The 15,849-nt window shown below is 41.3% G+C and carries 12 protein-coding genes and 1 pseudogene; 3 read left to right on the top strand and 10 right to left on the bottom strand.

Annotation, left to right across the window (positions count from 1 at the left end; translation table 11 throughout):
• Nucleotides 1-39: 39 nt before the first annotated feature.
• Both Q0541_RS25295 and Q0541_RS25290 read right to left on the bottom strand, forming a co-directional pair.
• Nucleotides 40-813, bottom strand: a complete 774-nt coding sequence (locus Q0541_RS25295; RefSeq protein ID WP_298917365.1) for a class I SAM-dependent methyltransferase — start codon at nt 811-813, stop codon at nt 40-42.
• Between the two features lie 421 nt (nt 814-1,234).
• Nucleotides 1,235-3,646, bottom strand: coding sequence for an AAA family ATPase (locus Q0541_RS25290; protein WP_298917283.1), 2,412 nt, complete (start codon nt 3,644-3,646; stop codon nt 1,235-1,237).
• 301 nt (nt 3,647-3,947) lie between these two features.
• Between Q0541_RS25290 and Q0541_RS25285 the strand changes: the two genes are divergently transcribed.
• Nucleotides 3,948-4,178, top strand: coding sequence for a type II toxin-antitoxin system HicB family antitoxin (locus Q0541_RS25285; protein ID WP_109012102.1), 231 nt, complete (start codon nt 3,948-3,950; stop codon nt 4,176-4,178).
• A 41-nt stretch (nt 4,179-4,219) separates the two neighbouring features.
• Here the strand turns inward: Q0541_RS25285 and Q0541_RS25280 are convergent.
• The 4 genes and pseudogenes from Q0541_RS25280 to Q0541_RS25265 form a co-directional block, all read right to left on the bottom strand.
• Nucleotides 4,220-4,336, bottom strand: a pseudogene (locus Q0541_RS25280) (Uma2 family endonuclease); the annotation flags it as partial.
• A gap of 36 nt (nt 4,337-4,372) precedes the next feature.
• Nucleotides 4,373-6,175, bottom strand: coding sequence for an ABC transporter ATP-binding protein (locus Q0541_RS25275; RefSeq protein ID WP_298917363.1), 1,803 nt, complete (start codon nt 6,173-6,175; stop codon nt 4,373-4,375).
• A 242-nt stretch (nt 6,176-6,417) separates the two neighbouring features.
• Nucleotides 6,418-7,548, bottom strand: coding sequence for an aldo/keto reductase (locus Q0541_RS25270; protein WP_298917274.1), 1,131 nt, complete (start codon nt 7,546-7,548; stop codon nt 6,418-6,420).
• Between the two features lie 106 nt (nt 7,549-7,654).
• Nucleotides 7,655-8,152, bottom strand: coding sequence for a bifunctional nuclease family protein (locus Q0541_RS25265; RefSeq protein WP_273768592.1), 498 nt, complete (start codon nt 8,150-8,152; stop codon nt 7,655-7,657).
• A gap of 340 nt (nt 8,153-8,492) precedes the next feature.
• On the opposite strand from Q0541_RS25265, the gene Q0541_RS25260 reads away from it, so the two are divergent.
• Complete coding sequence (locus tag Q0541_RS25260) at nt 8,493-9,173, top strand: riboflavin synthase (protein WP_298917267.1); 681 nt, start codon at nt 8,493-8,495, stop codon at nt 9,171-9,173.
• A 55-nt stretch (nt 9,174-9,228) separates the two neighbouring features.
• On the opposite strand, the gene Q0541_RS25255 is transcribed toward Q0541_RS25260, so the two are convergent.
• Together Q0541_RS25255 and Q0541_RS25250 are read right to left on the bottom strand one after the other, a co-directional pair.
• On the bottom strand, nt 9,229-10,785 hold the full coding sequence (locus Q0541_RS25255; RefSeq protein ID WP_298917264.1) for a M23 family metallopeptidase: 1,557 nt from the start codon (nt 10,783-10,785) through the stop codon (nt 9,229-9,231).
• Between the two features lie 90 nt (nt 10,786-10,875).
• Nucleotides 10,876-11,694, bottom strand: a complete 819-nt coding sequence (locus Q0541_RS25250) for a biotin--[acetyl-CoA-carboxylase] ligase (protein WP_298917261.1) — start codon at nt 11,692-11,694, stop codon at nt 10,876-10,878.
• Between the two features lie 77 nt (nt 11,695-11,771).
• Between Q0541_RS25250 and pgeF the strand changes: the two genes are divergently transcribed.
• Entirely contained in the window at nt 11,772-12,545 is a 774-nt protein-coding gene (pgeF, locus tag Q0541_RS25245; protein ID WP_298917258.1) for a peptidoglycan editing factor PgeF, read from the top strand.
• A 208-nt stretch (nt 12,546-12,753) separates the two neighbouring features.
• On the opposite strand, the gene Q0541_RS25240 is transcribed toward pgeF, so the two are convergent.
• Together Q0541_RS25240 and csaB are read right to left on the bottom strand one after the other, a co-directional pair.
• Nucleotides 12,754-14,229 carry a glycosyltransferase family 87 protein gene (locus Q0541_RS25240; RefSeq protein ID WP_298917255.1) on the bottom strand — a complete coding sequence of 492 codons (1,476 nt, stop codon included), beginning with the start codon at nt 14,227-14,229 and terminating at the stop codon, nt 12,754-12,756.
• Nucleotides 14,230-14,657: 428 nt separating this feature from the next.
• Entirely contained in the window at nt 14,658-15,701 is a 1,044-nt protein-coding gene (gene csaB / locus Q0541_RS25235) for a polysaccharide pyruvyl transferase CsaB (RefSeq protein WP_298917249.1), read from the bottom strand.
• Nucleotides 15,702-15,849: the final 148 nt, after the last annotated feature.

Below are 15,849 nucleotides of genomic sequence, written 5' to 3'. Positions count from 1 at the left end.
CGCTAACGTAATTAAAGCACAAGTCAAAATTCGCACAATTTAAAGTTTAATAGCAACGATGCGAATTCTTCGATAGTCTGCTGTCCAAGTTCCTTGTTGATACAGCGTCGGCTTGAGATATTCCTCTACGGCGCGAATTACTTGTGTTTGTTGGTCAGCAGGGAGCAATGTTAAAAAAGCACTGGCGAACATCTGAATCCAGTTTGCCATACCTGCTTCTTTGTCTGCTAAAGGAGTTGGACGAGCAAAAAGCATGGCATGAATGACATCAAAGCCTTGCTGTTCCAGTAAGCTGGCGTACTCACCAATACTAGGGTAATACCAAGGATTTAGGGTTTGTGCAGAAATATTAAATGGTTCTAAGGCGCTTTCCAAAGCTGTAACGATCGCCTGTATATTCCCCTTACCACCAAATTCTGCGACAAAACGCCCTCCGGGTTTTAGGGATTGATGTATGGAAGCGATCGCACTATCTGCTTCTTTCACCCAATGTAGTACAGCGTTGGAAAATACAGCATCCAATGGCTTGTCTACTTGAAAATTCCTAGCATCAGCAACATCAAAGCGGATATGGGGATAGTTTTGTCTTGCCTTCTCGATCATCGTGGCTGCATGATCAACTCCCATTACTTCAGCCCCAGTTTGGGCAATTTTTTCTGTGAGTTGTCCAGTACCACAGCCAAGATCCAAAATCGATTCTTCTGGCTTAGGGTTGAGGAATTTTAGTAAGTCCTCGCCATACTGCCAGACAAAAGCGTGTTTGTCTTGGTAAAGGGCAGTATTCCAATTATTGGGTATGGAAATATTATGCATAACTGTAAAAGTACAGATTGTTGGCTTGCCAATTTTCAACCATATGTCTGAGGTGGATGATTGGCTGATCATCACAGTAAAAAAGATTTTTACTTATATCCAATATATATTTTCACCTTAACTAATATTTTAAAGATATCCGACTCAGTAAAATTTTGTACCCGCATTCTTGCGTTAAACCGATCAAAACCGAAGTAAATCGTATCTGCCCCATTTTCCACAGCAGCTTTAACACAATTCCAATTACCTACTGGCGTGAGTAGTTCAGAACATTGAAGGGAAGGTTGGGAAGCGATCGCTTTTGATCAGATTTAGGAAGGGTTAACTAGCACCATAGTAATTTTATCTAAGTTGGTGGGGGATGGTGGGGAAAGCATAGGGTGAGGTTTGGTTCTTTAGCATCCTGATAATGAATTTTTACTTAAGTCCAACGTTGACTGATGCGTTCTCGTAATTTTCTTTGGCTATCATAAATTTGTTTTTGAGGTAAAGAAATATATAGACTATCTTGTTGCAAGCAATATTCAACAAATAACTTAATAATAACTACCCAATCTTGTCGAGTTCTTTTCTTTTTCATAAAATCACGCACACGCACAAGATAACTTTGACTAGCGATAGGCGTATTTAAAGCCATTTGACCTATATAAATTCCTTCTTTTTCTTCAACAGCAAATTCGTAATGTATACGTCCGCAAGGAGTAATTTTAACTCTTTGTAATTCGTAAATATTTGCATCAGTTGGGTCATAGGTTTCAATGAGGCGATAATCCAGAAGAGCCTTTAAGTGTTCCTTAACTAGAATCCTGTTGATTGTCACAGGCTCAAAATAATTTAGAATATCATCAATATACAGATAATTCTTTTCTGCATCTGAGTTCTCAGAATATGTGTCAGATAATAAGCGTAGTATAGATAACCTCAGTAGTGGGCTTGTAATACTGCTAGGTTGAACTTCAAAAAGGTTTAAAATAAAATTGCTATCTTTTTGATAAAAGTGATTATAATCTCCAACTAATAGTGCTTTTTTTATTTGCCAATGACTGATTTGAGACTTTTTACCAATTACATAAGCATTTACAAGTAAAGAAATATCAGTGATAGGTGAAGTGATAATTCTTCGAGCAATTTGTAAACTTCTTCTGATATCATGATTAGAGAGCCACCCTACTACGCGTCCTATGTAATCTTCATTAATAAATATATCTTCTACAGCAAAAGCAAAAGCACTAATGTTAGGAATTGATAAACGAATACCTTTTTTAGTAAAGTATTTTTTGCTCGCTTCTGAATCTTCTATTGCTTTTTCTTTTATAAATTCTATCCGTTTAGCTAAAACGTCTTTTGTAGACGGTACAGGAAGATAAAAAGCTTGATTTTCATATGACTGTAGTGGACCTGACTTTGACAACTGCCAAATCGTTCGATCTGTTATTGGACAAATAATAAATGAAAAAACTTTTCTATATATAGATTGTGCATATTGAAACACTGCTTCTTGGAATATCTGTGGGAAATGATCAGTGTTATCAAAAACTATACATGGCATTAATCCTCTTGCTTTTGTAGCATTTTTAATCAATTTCATTACATAATCATCTGGATGTTTTTCAGTAAAATCTGCTATATATTCTCCAAATTTTTCCTTAAATTCATTTTTGTTCCTTTCATACAAAGGCTTACGCTCTCCACATCTCCATCTTTGATATTCTTGAAAAAATACTCCTTGAAGTTCGCTATATGATGGATATTCACCTTTAAATAAGCCATTCTCTAACTCAATTTTTAGTTGCTCTGTTAGCCAACTAGTAATAGTAGCTTGTTCACCATTGGAATCAGCTAAATCAACCCTAATTAATAAACAATGTTCTCTAAGATTTTTGTCTAAGATTAGACGAAAAAATCTATCTATAAATGTAGTTTTTCCAGCTCCTTTATTACCTATTATTAAAACAAATTCTCCTTTCTGTAATTCTACAGCATTACGGATTTGATTTTGTAGCTCAATACCCTTCGCCGAATTAACAATATCAATCCTATTCAATAAATTTCGTGTTATTTTTTGTAAATTTTCATCGGCTTCTCTACTTTCTTTTGATTCCACAAAACATTTGGCAAGCATATCAGGATCGTCTTCCCCTGACATACTAGTGAAAAAGCTGTGGTAGACATTCTCAATATCTTTGAATAATGCAGACTTTGTAAGTAAATATCTATCAGAATTCTCAACTACTGAATAAAGAGATTCATTATGACTAATTTTTAATCCTTCTGCCTCATATATGTACGTTTTGTATAAATCTTCTAAAATTCCCTCTCGTGAGAACACGTCGTAGAAGGTAGCAAAATTCTGTTGAATAGATTCAAGGTTAGGGAATACAATTGCTTTACCCTCACTTGGAGGCGTACCGTCAGTACGAAGGGCCCAGAAGCCAATCCACTCAAAACCTGTTGTCAAAGCACAAAACAACACAGCTTTGTCAGTACAATAGCGTTTTGCTTGATTTAATCCATCTGCTGCTGACTCAAGCGCAGAACCACCAACTTTGTAGCAAGCCATACGTGGTTGACGAGTATCAATCAGTAGCTTTGATGTTCGCTTCGCCTCCACTACAAGCCTGCTGCGTCCTCTAGACGTTATTAGGTAATCAATATAGCCACTGTCTGTATGAGGCTCTGTAAGAATTTCTTCTCTCTGCCATCCCAAAACTTCTGTCAAAATGCGGTCAATAACTTGGAACCGTGCATCCTGTTCAGTCTCAATTTTTATGCAGCTTTGTGTTAATTCTGTGTATAGTAAGTTAAATTTTTCTTTTGCTTGATCAATATTCATTAGCATCTAATCCTTTGCAGATACTATAGATTAGCGGCTTGAGGCTGCTATTAGTATAAATATACTAATATAATTTAGAGTAAAAAATAATTCTTATTCTCTAGTTGTGGATGATACCTTAACTTTTATTGTTACTAACCCTATTTGATAGGTAGGAGAGTTTACGAAATATCCACTATCTGCTTTGGATAAGCAAAGTAATCGCTCAATTAAATCAGATGATCACCTTAGTCAGTAAAGATGAATTAGGCAATCGCTCTATCAACTTTATAGGCAACAATAATTATATGGCGTAGGAATAATGAGCGATCGCTACAGTATGGTAATTCAATGGTCAGACGAGGATAATTGCTACTTGGTACACTTACCAGAATTTCCTTGGCAGCAATTCCACACTCATGGTAAGAGTTATGAAGAAGCCGCTAAACATGGGCAAGAGGTAATTGAATCTCTGATTGAATGGTATGAAGAGCAAGGAAAACCTTTGCCAGAGCCAATTACTTTTCCTCAGAAACCGTTAAAAGTGGCTTAAATCTTTTTAAGATACTCTGCACAAGTAAAGCGATCGCACCCCTACCCCAATCCCTCAACATCAGCACTTTCCCCTTCCGACTCAACAACCTCAAACTTCACCTTGTTATATAAATCCTGTAGGGAAATCTCAAAGGGTACGGTTACAAATGCGATCGCTATCTGAATTCACAAAGTAACTGTTAGCTTCCTTTCCTACTGATAACCAGCTGCTTGTAACTGAAATAATTTGGCATAACGTCCTCGTACCTGTAACAATTCTTTGTGAGTTCCCTGTTCTATAACTTCCCCGTTTTCTATTACTAAGATTTTGTCAGCCATCCGTACCGTTGAGAAGCGATGGGAAATCAATAGTACCATCTGATTTTGAGTAGTAGCGCGAAAATGATTGAAAATCTCAAACTCAGCTTGGGCATCTATTGCTGATGTTGGTTCATCTAACACCAAGATATCTGCTTGCGATCGCATAAAAGCACGAGACAGGGCAATTTTCTGCCACTGTCCCCCAGAAAGTTCCTGTCCTTCCTTAAACCAACGACCAAGCTGAGTTTGGAAGCTTTGGGGTAATTGGTCAATAAAAGATTGGGCCATGCCTTTTTGGGCAGCAGTTTGCCAGTTGGTTTTATTTTCGAGATGTTCTACATCGCCCACGCCAATATTCTCACCCACAGTGAACTGGTAGCGGACAAAGTTCTGAAAAATTACACCAATGCGACGCCGCAACACATCTACATCCCATTCCTGCAAATCCAAGCCATCTAAGAAAATTCGCCCAGAGTCAGGAGTGTAGAGTCGGGTAAGTAGTTTGATTAAGGTAGTTTTACCAGAACCGTTTTCACCCACAATTGCCAGTTTCTCTCTGGGTTTCAAATGCAGTGAAATGTTTCTCAAGGCTGGCTTGGAACTTCCTGGATAAGTAAATGATACGTTCTCAAAACGGATACCATCTTGGGGATTTAAACCAATGGTTGCCTTACCCCAAGTTTGTGGTACTTTCTCTTCGAGGAAATCGTAGAGATTTGATAGATATAGGTTGTCTTCATACATCCCTCCAATAGAAGTGAGGGCATTGGAAAAAGTAGATTGTCCTTGGCGAAACACAGTGAGATACATTGTCATATCTCCCAAGGAAATCTTACCTAGCACTGTTTCCAACACAATCCAAGCATAAGCTAGGTAAAAAGCACCAGTACTGACTAAACCCAGGAGATACCCCCACAGTCCTCGCCGCAGAGTCAAATCGCGGTCTTCGCCATAGAGTTGATCAAATAGGTTGCGGTAACGTCCTAGCAACATCTCTCCCAGCTGGTAGAGTTTGACTTCTGTGACAAAATCTTCTCTTGCTAGCAGATTTTCTAAGTAATGCTGTTCACGAGTTTCTGACGCACGCCAACTAAACAAGCGAAAGGCTTCTCCAGCAAATTTAGTTTCCGCAATAAATACAGGCATGGCTGCCAAAATCAGTACCAGCACCGCCCAAACTGAGAAATTTACTAGCAAAATACCGTAGGTGATTAGGGAAAGAGCATTTTGCACTAACCCAAAAGTGCGGCTTACTAGGGAAAGGGGACGAACTGATGCTTCTCGTCGGGCATTGGTCAATTTGTCATAAAATTCTGAGTCTTCAAACTGCCTAAGATCCAGTGTCAGCGCCTTTTCTAAGATGAGTACATTCACCCGCTGACCCATTAGCGCCCGCAATAACGACTGACAAATGGTGAGTCCCCGCTGACTGCCTGCTAGTAGAGTTATAGCGATCGCTTCTAATCCAACATAAAATAGCGAGGGATAAATATTGACAAAACCATTGTGTGAGTTAACTTGAGATGCAAATACCACTGCATCAACAATTAATTTACTGATGTAGGATATCGCCGCCGGTAAAAGACCAGCAACTATTGTTAAACTTGCCAGAAGAATAGTAAGCGATCGGCTAGTAGTCCATACTAAGCTTACAGCCCGTCCACTGTAGCGGAAAACCGTCAGTGATTGGCGCAGGACATTTCTTTTTTTTTAATTTTCATCTTTTTTTGGACGAGATACCCCAGGTGCAGCGGATCTTCCTAACTCTTTTAATCTTTATAAATTTTACATTTTTATCGGCTGTAATGCTGTGATAGGCGCAAAATATAAAAAGAGAGAAGCTTTAAAATCTTACCCTCCAACGCTTGTAGCGTTGGAGTTGGGGGTTAGGTCTGTATTCCATCCAATTAAGAATCGCTATAGAAATCAGAAGAGTGTCAATCCCATAATCTCCTACCTGCTTTCCCACTTAATTTTTGGTGAGTATCTTTCAATAAAGCTGGAATATCTAAGTTTTCTGGACACCGAGGCAAACAGTCACCGCATTCTGTACAGCGGTTGGCTTTCATTCCAGGGAACCAGTGACCAGCATTTTCAAACATTCCGTAACGATATTGTCCATAATCTTTCATGTCGTATGCTACTGCAAGATTACGTAACCGCAACACCTCTGGAATATTGATATTTTCTGGACAGGGTAAACAAGCATAACACTGGCTACACTTATCAGTTTGCAAAGCAACTTTTTGGTGATTTTCTAATTCCTGGAAAGCAGAAATTTCTGCTGATGTTAACTCTCCATCATAGTCAGCTATTTGCAAAAGTTGCTTTAATTCATCTGGGTTTGCTGGCCCGATACTTAAAGTAGTAATACGGCTATCTGCAAGTAAAAAACGATAGTTTAGCTCTAAGGGTGAATACGGGTGACACAGGTCTATTAGGGTTTGGGGTGGCGTATAGAGGCGTCCTCCCTTGTCAGCAGGGGAAATTATAAAAATGCCCATGTCCTTTTCGGCAGCTAGCTGAATCGCTGGTGCGTGCCGTTGGAAAAAATAGTAATAATGCAGATAGACAAATTCAAAAAAATCTGTATTGATTGCTGCCTGAATTAGCTCTAATGGCCCGTGGGTGGAAAAACCAACGTGTCGGACTCGACCATCAGCGATCGCTTCCTCTACGGCTTGCATACAGCCATTTTTGGCTAGTACCCACTCCAAATGTTGCCAAGTGTTCAAGCCATGAACACCTAAGCAATCTAAATAATCTAGCTGTAATCGTTCTAGGGATTCATCGATGTACCGACGCATGGAATCAGCATCTGCTGTGGCTGGGATTTTGGTAGTGACGTGAAGCCTCGTTCGGGGTACTGACAACCCAGCTTTTAGCGCCCTACCAAGATACTCCTCACTTTTGCCGTAACCTTTGGCGGTTTCTAGATGATTAATTCCTAGCGCTAAGGCTTGTTCGATAGTCTGGTGAGCATTTTCAAAAGAAGCCAGGTAGCGCATTGTTCCCAGAGAAAAAACCGATAGGCGCAGATTCGTTTTCCCAAAACGTCGGTATTGCATCTTTAACAAAGTTAGGAGCCATTCAATTTTAGATTTTAGATTTTGGATTTTAGATTTTAGATTTTTCCTTCAATCTAAAATCCAAAATTCAAAATCTAAAATTGGCCTAGCTGTCGCCATTACCAAAGCGCTTGATCAAATCTTCAGGACGGAGATTGGAAATAAATTCACGGAAGGCTTGCTGTTCGGCTTCATCTGCATCGCGATCAACAGGGATAGAAGCATCGGCAATAACTTCTTCCATTACCCATATAGGGGTATTTGTACGGAGGGCAATGGCGATCGCATCGCTAGGACGCGCGTCAATTTCTTTTTTAACATCGCCTTGCTGAACAATTAAAGCCGCATAAAATGTATCCTTTTGCAGGGAATGAATAATCACCTTTTCTAGAGTCATGTTCCAGGTCTCTAGAAGATTCACAATCAAGTCGTGGGTTAAGGGTCTGGGAGGCTTCTGATTCTCCAATGCACCCATAATTGCCCTAGCCTGTTCCTGACCGATGTAAATTGGCAAAGCCCGCCGATCTGAAGAATCTTTCAAAAGGACGATCGGGCTGCGGGTTATGGCATCTAATGCTATGCCAGCGACTTTCATTTCAATCATTGGCTAAGCCTCTACAATCCTTTGAGAGCCTTGGATGCTGTGTAACAAATAGTACCCCTTATTGGGCAGTTTGGCGAGAGTAATAAACATAAGCATTCGTTCTCTATAATTGCTTCTATTAAACTCCGAACTTGTGGTGAAAACCAGAGTAAGTCAAATTGGTCTTCTTAGACAATAACCTTCTTACCCAAGTATGCCTCGTGAAGGATGCTAATGTGTTAATATTCCTAGATGAAAAAAAGTCAGAAAATATACTTGGATGTTCTAGATTTCTGTGACAATTACCAATTGACTTCAGGCACAATTAGGCAATAAATAGAGTTAGTTTGACAAAAAAGCCGTGTTTACAGGATTAATCCAGGCATTAGGAACGATGGAACCCTTAGGGGGTGATTCTTGGCAAATTACTTGTGTAAGCCAGCCGGGTGAAGTAATTATGCAAGATTTGGCTTATGGTGACAGTGTTGCAGTAGATGGCGTTTGCCTGACAGTAGAAAAAGTTTTAAACGACGGGTTTATCGCCACGGCTTCACCGGAAACGCTACGTCGCACGACGTTGGGAGGTAAGCAAACGCAACAGAAATATGTCAATTTAGAAGCGTCGCTAAAGGTAGGCAGCAAAGTTGGCGGTCATTTTGTGATGGGTCATGTAGACGGCATAGGTCGATTGCTAGTGGCAGAACAAACGGCTAGTTCTTGGGAAATGACCTTTATTGCATCCCAGGCGATCGCCCGGTACATTGTCCCTAAAGGTAGTATTGCTGTCAATGGCATCAGCCTCACAGTAGCCTCATATGAGCCAGAACTCTGCCAATTCAAGGTGGCAGTGATTCCCCTCACCTATGCCGAGACAAATCTTCGCTATTTGGTTCCTGACAGTTTGGTGAATCTAGAAGGGGATATTCTCGGCAAATATGTGGAAAAATTCTTTTCCTCTGGCAACCCACACACCACAGCCCCTGATGAAACTAGTATAGATGGCATTACACCCGCATTCTTAGCAGAACACGGGTATCTCTGAATTTTAGATTTTGGATTTTGGATTTTAAATTAATCCAGAATCCAAAATTTCCAATCTAGCTGCCTGGTTGTTGGCTTACCTGAGCAGTTTGCGAACCTCGGACTAACTGGCTGAGGGCGGACTGTAATTGCACGCCTGGGTCAGTCGCAACCCACCCATCTTGTGTTAGGTGGCGAACTTCAAAGTGCAGGTGAGGGCCTGTGGAGTTCCCGGTGCTGCCAACTAGCCCGATCACAGTTCCAGGTTGTACCCACTGACCAGGTTGAACAAGGATCTCTGACATGTGACCGTAGAGAGTTTGTTCAGCGGATTTGTGATTCAGGATAACGGTTAAACCATAACCACCCACCCAGTTAGCAGTTTCCACTTGACCAGCAGCTGCTGCCAAAACTGGTGTTCCCATAGGCGCACCTAAGTCTGTACCAGCATGGAAGCGTTGATTACCTGTAATTGGATGAACTCGCCAACCAAACAAAGAAGTAATGGGAGCGGGAATAGATAATGGATACATCATTCCCGTACCACTATAAGCGACTACCCCAGTGTAGGGGATTTGCGGTAATACTGATGCCAGCGAGAAGTCGTAAGCTACGGTACTGGGGCGGGGTGCAATGTTGCCATCTGCCATTGGTGGAGGTAAAGTCCCGCCACTCGGTGCGATGGGAGTTGCACTCACTGTTGTGGGGCTGAACTCGCCAGGACTCGGGATAAACCGATTCGGGCGAAATGCGCTCTTGGTGACACCACTAGAACCACTTTGAGTAGGACGCCATCTGCTGGTGTTGCCAGTAGTTGCAATCTGCCGCACGGGTGGAACTACTGCTAATTGGGCATTTTGACTTCTTTTGAGCCAATTAGGTGCTGGTTTACCATTAGAATCAGCTACACTCCCCTGGGGTACTTTGGCACAAACGCCGCCTAATACACTTTGCCCTGAAGGTAAAATGGCTCGACAACCACTGGCGCGTTCTGTGAGGATTACGGAATTTGGTGCTTGATAAATACCTGTGGCACCACTGTCATAACTATTAGGATCAATATAGGCGTTATTATAATCCTTGGTTTTCCCCGCCGTTGCACTGACAGTGCTGTTCGAGTTATTTGCTGGTTGAGCAACTTCTCTTAGTTTTTCAGGTAAAGAACGGGCAGGGGTATTGGGTTTTTCCAGTCTCACCCTTGCAGGAATAACCTGGGAGGTTTCTACCTTGGGTTTTGACTGTCTGATAATCACAACAGCTTGGGCAGCCTCGATTTTGGGTGTAGACTGCCTAACTGGCTCTTTTGATTGAGCAACCTTTGGCTTATGTAATCTCTGGCTGAGTCTAGCTCGTCGTTGCGAAAATTCCGGTTGCGCTTGAGCAGCTTCCGGTGCTACAGCCTGTTTTTTTACTGGATTTGTAACTGCTGTTGGTTGGGAACTTTCAACAGTGGGAACAATATTGTCTACTTGTGTTTCCGTTTGGGCAAACACAAAGCCGCCGCTAAGGAGGCTGACGCTACTCAGCCAACAAAGACTCTGAGCTGGTAGCGTTGAGGCAAAACGTTTTTTCGTTAGACCTTGCTGCCATAAGTAATGCAAACGATGATGGGCAGAATTATTGCGCTGCGTCATTTGTTCTCTCAGTTGTGTGTAATTAGCCTAAAGAGATGATGCTAATGGTTTGTCTTGCCCAAAGAGCGAAATTTTGAACAAACCTCAAATTTAAACGGAAGATTTTTGGTACCCCAAACTGATTGTACCGGGTTCAATATAAATTTCCGGTGTAATTAGTTCCTTTGTATCATCTGTTTCTAAATCAACTCGTAAATTTCCTTGAGGAGTCACCCCAACTACAGTACCTGAAAGATTATTGACGTACACTTTATCACCCATGTTTGTAAGCAAATCTAAATAGCGAGACAAGAGTATGCTTACTCCTTCTTGACAAAGGCACTCCATACCGGATTCTATTCCCAGTAAGACTGTAGAGGTTAGCATTTCCAGACAAGAAATTGGTCTGAAATCTTGGGAACCTTGCCACGATTCCAGATTGATTCCAGTTTCCGGTACTGGGTTTGTCCAATTAATACCAACACCAATTACTGCTTGGGTGATTTGTCCTTTGTTTACTTTGGTTTCTGTCAAAATGCCGCCTAGTTTGCGACCATTTAAAACTAAATCATTGGGCCATTTTATCCCAACATCTACACCGCATTGGCGTAATTGAGACGCAATTCCCCAAGCACTAGCAAAAGTTAGCTGGTAGCTGTCAGTAGCCTCTATTTTGTAGTCGAAAGAAATTGCCACCGAAACATATAATCCCCCAACAGGAGAAATCCACTGGCGTCCCCATTGTCCCCGCCCAGCAGATTGCACAGTTGCAATTACTACTGTTCCTGAAATAGCCCCTTGGTTGAGCAAGTTCCAGAGAGTTTGGTTAGTTGAGGAGACGCTTTCAAAAAAGTGAAGAGAAAATGGTAAATATGTATACTTACGCCCTGCTTTCAAGGCTGCTTCCAAGTTTTGCAGATTAAATTCCACAGGAGTTAAGCCAAATTCGGTTGTTCAAGTTAACATTGATTGGCTGATGAGTGATTTCTGTTTAGGTTTGGTTGAAGATGCACACTTGGTACTGGCGCAATTGGGAAGGACTGCCCTATTTAACTTGTAGTATTCTGGAACATTGGCATCACGGCTTCTTTACCCAGCAGTTTTGGCCGCGATCGCCACAAGTTATCACAGAAGTATTGCAACCAGCGGCATCAGTCTATCGCTTAAAGCAGGTTCATGGCAATACTGTTCTCACTCCCCAAGAAGTTGAGAGCTTCTTAAGCACTGTTGGGGAGGATTTAGCATCAGCGGATGGTTTAATTAGTGAGCAGCCTCTACAAGCAGTCTGGGTAGCTAGTGCAGATTGTACACCCGTACTGATTGGGGATGTGGTAACTGGACGGGTGGCAGCATTACACGCAGGCTGGCGGGGGACTGCGAAGAAAATTGTGCCCTTAGCGATCGCTCGACTCCAATCTCAAGGCAGCAAACTCGATGATTTAAGAATTGCGATGGGCCCGGCGATCGCTGGTGAGGTTTACCAAGTGTCTATCGAAGTGGCTGCCGAAATTGGGGCTAGTATTATACCACATGATGATCAAGAAAAAATTTTAACTGCATTACATGAGCTACCCAATTCACCCTTGCTGGAAGATCCCAATCCTGAAAAGGTAAAGCTGGATGTGCGGCGAGTGAATACCTTACAACTGGAAAATTTGGGGATTAGTGCAGAACAAGTTGCGATCGCACCTTATTGTACTTTTCAAACTCCAGAACATTTCTTTTCTTACCGCCGGGAGAAAGAGAAAAAAGTTCAGTGGTCAGGAATTGTCAGCGCTTAAAGGCAAAATTGATTTTAAATTGTAGCATCAAGATGATTCCTGGTGTTCTAAATTGACGTGAGTTCAACGAACCTCTCCCTGTGCTTGAACTAAGTTCAAACCTTTCCCTCTAGCCCGTTGCAGAGGGAAAGGTCTTGTGTAGTAAAACCTTTTAGAGGTTTTTTATTCGACTAATTAGGCGAACACTATATGACCCCTTGAACTCATGTTAAATTGACACCCGATTCAAAGGTTCAAATTTCAGAACCTGTTTTTGACGAAGAGAACTAATTGCTAAAACTAAAATACTCAAAGTAATTCCTAAAACCGCATAACTCGGTAGGGCGAAGATAGTTACCTTCATGATGTATGGCAATTCCCCTGCTTTCACATTCCAGCGGTTTGCTAGAGAGTGGATGAGCCAGCTATGAATAACTGCTGTTTGCACTGCTAGACAGCAAACCCCTGCTAACCAAACAGACATTCTTCTCCTAGAGAATTTACAATGCCTGATCTGATACAGCAAATCATTGAGCAAAAAAACAACAGCAGGTATTAACATTACAGAACTAGTTTCCTGCGAATATGTGATGGCAATACTCAAGCAAGAAACTATTACCATTTCTGCTAAATATATTTTTTTTGACCAGTCAGTGAAAGATTGTTGTAGATACCAATACCAACCCGCCAAACCAACAAGTATCAGAACAATTAAGTTTGACAAAAGCTTGGCAAAAAATGGATTATTGGGAAGTAATCTCGGTCCAACAACCATCAAATCGAGACGACTGATCGATATATAAGGGCTAACAGAGGGATCGTTTTGCCAGAGGGAAAATCCACGAGATGCATCCGACACGAATTGTGTCAAAGAATTACCTGTCAATGCTAGACCTAAAAATGCTAAAGAAGTTACTATGACAATAGATACAAAAACTAGAGAGTACCGTTTTTTAAGTAGAAAGTACAGAATGAATAATCCAGCTAATGTTGGTTTACAAAGGGCAAGCCCTAAGCAAATTCCTGCTGGAATATCCTGATTTTTTCTAGCAAAGATAAACATCCATAAAATCAGAACTGCAATGAAAATGGCAATATTACCAACTTGAAAATCGCGAACTAAGCCATAAATCAAGGCAACCGAGATTGTGCAAATAGTTCTCAAAGCTGGTGACTTCGACTCTAAGAGGATATTCGCTCCCCATAAGGCCAAACCGATTGCTAATATATGCATCACAATCGAGATTTTAAATGCAGTATTCATCGAAAAATAACCGAGAAACCAGACCAGAGGAATAATATTAGGTGGATAGACAAACGGTGGAAGAGATCCACACACTTTAGTTATGGTACAGAAAGTTTGGTTAAAAATCTCGACATTAAAGGGACTCAAATGTTGATGAGCCAATTTACTCGCCACATAATACCACTGAAAATCCCATAAGGGTGGATGTGGTTGGTTTAGGAAATAAACTAGCCAACCTGTATAACAGAGAAATCTTGTAACGACTAATACAACAGTTGCTTGGACGATAAAGTTAACAATTGGTTGACGAAAAAATTGTATCAACCGTTGAATCACAGAAGATTTTAAGAATAAAGAATTTTCCCAGGCTGCCTTTTCACCATCTAATTGCCAATTATTTTTGATAACTAAAGCAATTACAATTACTATAATTAGGTTCCAAAAGCCAAAGCTGATCATTTGAATAATCTCAATAATTATTTCTGTATTTCAGAAATAATATCGCTGAAATCGATTTTTCTAACAGATACTTAAGTAATTTTATAATCACTTTATAAAATTTTGACAATTACTCTCTTCCCGCCATAAGATTACCAGCGAAGACGCGTCTTTCCACGCCACTTGCTTCCAGGACAGAAACCTTCCGTACTCCTACGGTGAAGGAAGCTAGCAAGAGCGTCTTTGTCCCTTGTGCGTCCCGTAAAGCCTACGGCATAGCTACGCTTAGGGTGCAGCCTTTCGTAAAGAAGGAAAGCGAAGGAGAAGTAGCTGTAGGGTGTGTTACGGCTTCCACAGGGCACTATTTCAGGTTTTCGGTGCGTTACGCTACATCATTTTATAATTATTTGCGCTTACTTACTTAAACGAAGTTTTGTATTTTTTTAGTCTTAATTATTAAATAAAGCTTGACTCAATAACTCACGATGCATTAACGCTCTATCTACCAAAGATTGTATTTGGTCAGGTGATAACGGATCACCGTTAGCGTAATGCTCCATCCAAGTCAGACTAATCAAATTAGGGTCTTCGGGTAAACTCGCTAAATCCCACCCAGGCATTTCCAAGTCTTCCATAAGACGATTTACCTTAGGGTCATAACTGAGAGCAAAACAGCGACAACCTTCAGCCGCAGCCATAATCAAGCTGTGTAGGCGCATCCCAATTGCCATCTCGACACCGCGAAACACACCTTTCAAAAGTTGCGGATCTTCCAGACACAAAATCTTGCTGACATCTTTAAGTTGGGGTTGAATAGCTTCGGCAATACTTAAATCTTCACTTTTTTGAAACGGCAGTAGTAAAATGAAAGCCTGCGTGGCTTTTTGAAAATCCACCAAAGCCCGAGTCAAGTTTGCTAGGCGTGTTTGAGTCAGTTGGGGATGCGATCGCAACGTTAGAGCAACTCTCGGCGCAGGTAAATCCCAAAGTCCTGGTACTGGTTTAGATTCCAACGCCCAAACTGGGTCAGGAGCTATAATACAAGGAATTTGCCAATCAGATAATAAAGCAGCACTGGCGCGATCGCGGACACTAACTTTGGTACAATTAGCAAAGGTTTGCCGTGCTAACCAGTTAGTTTGCGGACGCACTAACGGGCCAATACCCTGCGCCCAAGCAACAGTTTTCAAACCCATTTTCTGCGCCAACGCCATCAGTCCCCCATAATAAAATGGGCTGATGGTACTGGTAACATCCTGAATGAGACTGCCGCCGCCCCAAATCAAGGCATCGCAAGAGCGTAAAGCTTGCAGTACAGGTAAGGGAGCCATGCGATTGTAGGTTTCTACATTGTAGCGATCGCGCGTTTCCTCTGGATTCCCCGAAAGCACCACAGGCGTAACATCTGGTGGTAACATTTGCAAAAGCGTTGCCAACAAAGCTTCGTCACCACCATTACCTTTACCGTAATATCCAGACAATAACGCCCGCATCTTGACCATTTTGGATTTTAGATTTTGGATTTTAGATTATCAGCTTTTTTCTAAAGAGTTGATGGGATGTCTACCATCCTGCCAACGAAAGATGAATTTTCTTGTGGGAAGATCAAGTTATGGAAAAACAAGAAAATTCCTGACTCCT

The sequence above is a fragment of the uncultured Nostoc sp. genome (genome assembly GCF_937863485.1).
In the GTDB taxonomy this organism is placed as follows: Bacteria; Cyanobacteriota; Cyanobacteriia; order Cyanobacteriales; family Nostocaceae; genus Nostoc.
This window is presented reverse-complemented; position numbering and strand designations above follow the sequence as displayed.

Excerpts from the sequence above, each read along its gene's own strand:
- Q0541_RS25240 (WP_298917255.1), bottom strand. The coding sequence starts at position 14,229 with ATGATCAGCTTTGGCTTTTGGAACCTAATTATAGTAATTGTAATTGCT.
- Q0541_RS25255 (WP_298917264.1), bottom strand. The coding sequence starts at position 10,785 with ATGACGCAGCGCAATAATTCTGCCCATCATCGTTTGCATTACTTATGG.
- pgeF (WP_298917258.1), top strand. The coding sequence starts at position 11,772 with ATGCACACTTGGTACTGGCGCAATTGGGAAGGACTGCCCTATTTAACT.
- csaB (WP_298917249.1), bottom strand. The coding sequence starts at position 15,701 with ATGCGGGCGTTATTGTCTGGATATTACGGTAAAGGTAATGGTGGTGAC.
- Q0541_RS25285 (WP_109012102.1), top strand. The coding sequence starts at position 3,948 with ATGAGCGATCGCTACAGTATGGTAATTCAATGGTCAGACGAGGATAAT.
- Q0541_RS25295 (WP_298917365.1), bottom strand. The coding sequence starts at position 813 with ATGCATAATATTTCCATACCCAATAATTGGAATACTGCCCTTTACCAA.
- Q0541_RS25265 (WP_273768592.1), bottom strand. The coding sequence starts at position 8,152 with ATGATTGAAATGAAAGTCGCTGGCATAGCATTAGATGCCATAACCCGC.
- Q0541_RS25290 (WP_298917283.1), bottom strand. The coding sequence starts at position 3,646 with ATGAATATTGATCAAGCAAAAGAAAAATTTAACTTACTATACACAGAA.
- Q0541_RS25270 (WP_298917274.1), bottom strand. The coding sequence starts at position 7,548 with ATGCAATACCGACGTTTTGGGAAAACGAATCTGCGCCTATCGGTTTTT.